3 protein-coding genes and 1 tRNA gene are annotated in these 4,091 nt (G+C 42.3%); 2 read left to right on the forward strand and 2 right to left on the reverse strand.

Annotated features, from left to right (window positions below; translation table 11 throughout):
- Both LC574_RS29440 and LC574_RS29445 read left to right on the forward strand, forming a co-directional pair.
- Positions 1–313, forward strand: a 313-nt coding sequence (locus tag LC574_RS29440; RefSeq protein ID WP_229457161.1) for a hypothetical protein, incomplete at its 5' end; no start/stop codon positions are given.
- A gap of 108 nt (positions 314–421) precedes the next feature.
- Complete coding sequence (locus LC574_RS29445; protein ID WP_229457162.1) at positions 422–2,047, forward strand: serine/threonine-protein kinase; 1,626 nt, start codon at positions 422–424, stop codon at positions 2,045–2,047.
- Between the two features lie 167 nt (positions 2,048–2,214).
- Here the strand turns inward: LC574_RS29445 and LC574_RS29450 are convergent, their stop codons facing one another.
- Together LC574_RS29450 and LC574_RS29455 are read right to left on the reverse strand one after the other, a co-directional pair.
- Positions 2,215–3,417 carry a CapA family protein gene (locus tag LC574_RS29450; RefSeq protein ID WP_229457163.1) on the reverse strand — a complete coding sequence of 401 codons (1,203 nt, stop codon included), beginning with the start codon at positions 3,415–3,417 and terminating at the stop codon, positions 2,215–2,217.
- Positions 3,418–3,535: 118 nt separating this feature from the next.
- Positions 3,536–3,620: transfer RNA gene (locus LC574_RS29455), tRNA-Ser, on the reverse strand.
- Positions 3,621–4,091 lie beyond the last annotated feature (471 nt).

Raw genomic sequence — 4,091 nt, forward strand, 5'->3', positions numbered from 1 at the left:
AACAAATGAGTACCCCGAAATAACAAATGAGTACCCCGAAATAACAAATGAGTACCCCGAAATAACAAATGAGTACCCCGAAATAACAAATGAGTACCCCGAAATAACAAATGAGTACCCCGAAATATGGAGCATGGAGAAGAAACTACCAATGCCCTATGCCCTATGCCCTATGCCCCAAGCGACGGGGCGACTATCCCTCTACAGACACAAGGGGATGGACTTTCCCGTCGCTTTCGATAAAACTGTTGTGCTCATGGGGAGGTCTTTCTTACTTAGAGAGTTCCAACAACTAAATCATCCCGTAAGATAGATAGGCAAAAACCCTGCCCTATATCAAAAAATATGGGAAAATTTATTGGGAATCCCTTAAGACTCAGAACTAGCTACTTATCTGCTCACTCAGAACTCAGGACTCTTTATGTTAGCAGGCACAATTTTGCAGGATGGAAAATATACCCTAATTCAAGAAATAGGGCGGGGTGGCTTTGGCATTACGTTTAAAGCTACGCATCACTACTTGGGTCAGGAGGTGGTAATGAAAACCATCAATGAACGGCTGCGACAACATCCTGATTTTGCAAAATTTGAGCGCCAATTCCAAGATGAAGCCAGACGATTAGCTACGTGTATTCACTCAAATATAGTCCGAGTTAGTGATTTTTTTGTCGAAGCTGGACTACCTTATATGGTGATGGAATACATTCGTGGCGAAACCTTGGGAGACGCATTTGTATTACCAGGGATACCTTTAGCTGAAGCCACAGCAATTCATTACATCCGGCAAATTGGGGCAGCTTTACAGGTAGTACACAACAATGGTTTGTTACATCGAGATGTCAAACCAGATAATATTATCCAACGCCTTGGAACCCAGGAAGTAGTACTGATTGATTTTGGCATTGCCAGGGAATTTAATGGCAGTGTCAGGCAGACTCACACGGGTCTGGTTTCTGAGGGTTATTCTCCCATTGAGCAGTATTTGACACAAGCGCCGCGCACACCCGCCACGGATGTTTATGGTTTAGCAGCAACCTTGTATTCACTGTTGACAGCCCAGGTTCCTATGCCCGCATTATTGCGCGATCGCGAACAAATGCCTTCCCCCCGCGAGCTACAACCACACTTGAGCGCTGCTGTCAATCAGGCCGTAATGCGCGGTATGGCGGTAGAGTCTCGTTTTCGGCCAGCGACAGTTGTTGAGTGGTTACAACTGCTACCTGGAAATGGGGTGAATATGACACCGCAAGCCTTAACCACTTATGCAGTGCCAACTGTCAATTTATCTGCCCAGCAAGCAGTAACTTTAATTGGCAATGGAAAAACTTCCCAGAATCGCATTTATAAACCATCTGGGTTGGCGCAGCCCAACCCAGGCATCGCCAAAGAAAATGTACTGGCAAAAAAACAGGGGTCATCTCAAATATTCATAGGTATAGGTGTAGCCCTGGTTGCTGCTACAGCAGGTTTTGGCATCACTAGCATCTTACCCAAATCTCAGCCGCAGCCAATCGCAAAACCGCTTTTTGAACAGCCAACTCAAGAACCAGCCGCGAAAGTTCCTAACTTAGAGAGGGGTAAAGAGACTAACACCACCTCAAGAACTGAATCAGCACCTGTTTCTAATTCCAAGCAGCGTCGGCGTAATCGTCGTTCTTTCCCAGAAAAAACTCCTAGCAGCCCTACACAAGAATCACAACGCCGCAATTTTGAACAATCCGCACCTTCACCTAGCGTTTCCCCCATACCCTCGCTAGTCGAAAAACTACGGGCTATCCGTTCATCTCGTAGTGCTTCCCCTGCACCATTGCCACAAAATAACTCACCCGCTTCTAATCAAAATTCTGCTTCCCCTCAACCGGTGATTCCATCAAATTCTGTGGTTATACCAACAGCGCCACCGACAGAATCCAAACAGCCAGAATCCAAACAGTCAGATCCTTCTGCTGTAGTAGTACCAACACTGGAAAAGCAAAATTCACCGCCTGATAGTCAACCCCACAATGATCATAAATCTCAGGAAAAGCTACAAGATGACAATAATTAGTCAATTTGAAATTTTTTCTTCAATCTAAAATCCAAAATTCACAATCTAAAATTGAACGCCTTTTGCCAATACAAGAGCAGCTTTTTCTTTCTTGTTTCATTTTTAGCTAAACTCTTTATTACTTCGGCTACGCTCAGTACAAGTTTTGAATTTTGAATTTTGAATTGTTAATTACTCTTCTGACTTTTCACGTTATCTGGAAAACCTCTCTTCTGTACAACAACTTCCCCCTTTTTATTAATCTTCACCGGATTTTTGGGAAAAGCTTGATTATTCAAAGAACGCATAAGTTTCACAGTCCGAAAATACTGATCTATTTGAGGGATTCCCTGCCCATTCATCCGCACGGGGATAATTTTACTTGATACCAAATTTCCCGCCGAGTTAAGTTTAACTTCTAAAATCATTGAGTCACCCGTCTGAGCATTTGTAGATAAAGTTCGATATCCCAGAAAGTTTCCTAAAGAATAGGCGATGATTTTTCCCTTATAAATTTCCATTGCTCTTGGAACATGAGGCCCATGTCCTAGTACTAAATCTGCTCCCGCATCAATCATTTTTCGAGCAAACTTGATTGAATTACCTCGGTTTTCTCCATAAAAAAACTCTGTCTGATTCTTAACATGTAATGCCCCCGTTCCTTCGGCTCCAGCGTGCATCGATACTATTACAATTTTGGCCTTATTTTTAGCTTCGGCTACGAGTGCTTGGGCTGCTCCTAAATTATGGATGGAATTATACATTTCATAAGGAGAAAACCCGACCATTGCCACAGGGATATTGTTAGCTTGCAGATAAAGAATTTGATTTTTATGACCTAATGTTGCAATACCCACAGCCTCAAGATTTTTCTTTGTATCTTTGAACCCTACCGGGCCGAAATCCATTGCATGGTTATTCGCCATATTAAACACATTAAAACCAGCCTCAGCAAATAGCCGAGCATATCCAGGTGGGGAGCGAAAAGCAAAGACTTGTCCTCGACTAATATCTTTAGTAGTGTAGGGATAATTAGTTAAGCTACTTTCAAAGTTACCAAACAAGATATCAGATCCTTGCAAGTGAGTTCTCACTGACTTTGGTAATAATTGATCTCGAAACCGGGGTAATCTATAGTTAGGAAAATTAGTGCCGGGAATAATATCTCCAACGGCTTTGATAGTAATAGTCTCTGGAAAGGTTTGTCCTTCTGCTGTTGATGGCGTAACAGGAATAGCTAATGGTAATGATACAGGTTCAGTGGGTGTAGTAGCAGCATTTAATCGCTGTGATTGTCCAAGCCGGATAACGACTCCTATACTAATACCTAGATATAAACAAACACTGATAAAAATAAATGAGGGCACTTTCCTCATGCTGCGATTTGCCATCGTTCACTCCTCACACAATGGCATTAGTGTATCCCAAAAATCTGTGTCGTAAGCGTATATTTTAATGTAGTTTGGGCAATATCTGACTAAGTAAATACGAAAATATAATCCCGTTAAACGGAGAGGGGGGGATTCGAACCCCCGTTGGGTTTCCCCAAAACGCATTTCGAGTGCGTCACCATGAACCGCTCGGACACCTCTCCAGCTATATCATTCACACATTTGAGTATTCAAATGCCGTCAATTAAGGGAAATTTTATCATATTCCCTATATTACTATAACATTATCGCTTTATCTGCGTAAGGGGATGCTTCGGGAACGCCAATGGCTAATTAAGGTATGTAGGCATCGAAAAAGACATCACAAAATTTATTCTTGAAAGTAACCATGCAAATATATTTTACAGCCTGAAATGCAAGCATAATAAGGGTCGCAGTTATCGCAGGACAGTTACGCTTCAGAAAAATTGATATAGGCGACAAAGTGCGATCGCGTCTCTCACCACACAACCCCTTCCCCTAATTCAAATCACAAAATTAAACCCATCTATAGGAATCGTATTTGATTTTTGAAATTATTTACGTAGGCGGGGAGTGGGGAGTAGGGAGTAGGGAATAAGGAATTAGGCTTTTCGAGTTGTACCGAGCTTTTTCAGAAATCAAATATTAGTCCT

The organism is Nostoc sp. CHAB 5715 (assembly GCF_020829685.1).
In the GTDB taxonomy this organism is placed as follows: Bacteria; Cyanobacteriota; Cyanobacteriia; order Cyanobacteriales; family Nostocaceae; genus Nostoc.

What these genes read in the sequence shown, in the direction of transcription:
- LC574_RS29450 (WP_229457163.1), bottom strand. Translation starts at nt 3,417, where the DNA reads ATGGCAAATCGCAGCATGAGGAAAGTGCCCTCATTTATTTTTATCAGT.
- LC574_RS29445 (WP_229457162.1), top strand. Translation starts at nt 422, where the DNA reads ATGTTAGCAGGCACAATTTTGCAGGATGGAAAATATACCCTAATTCAA.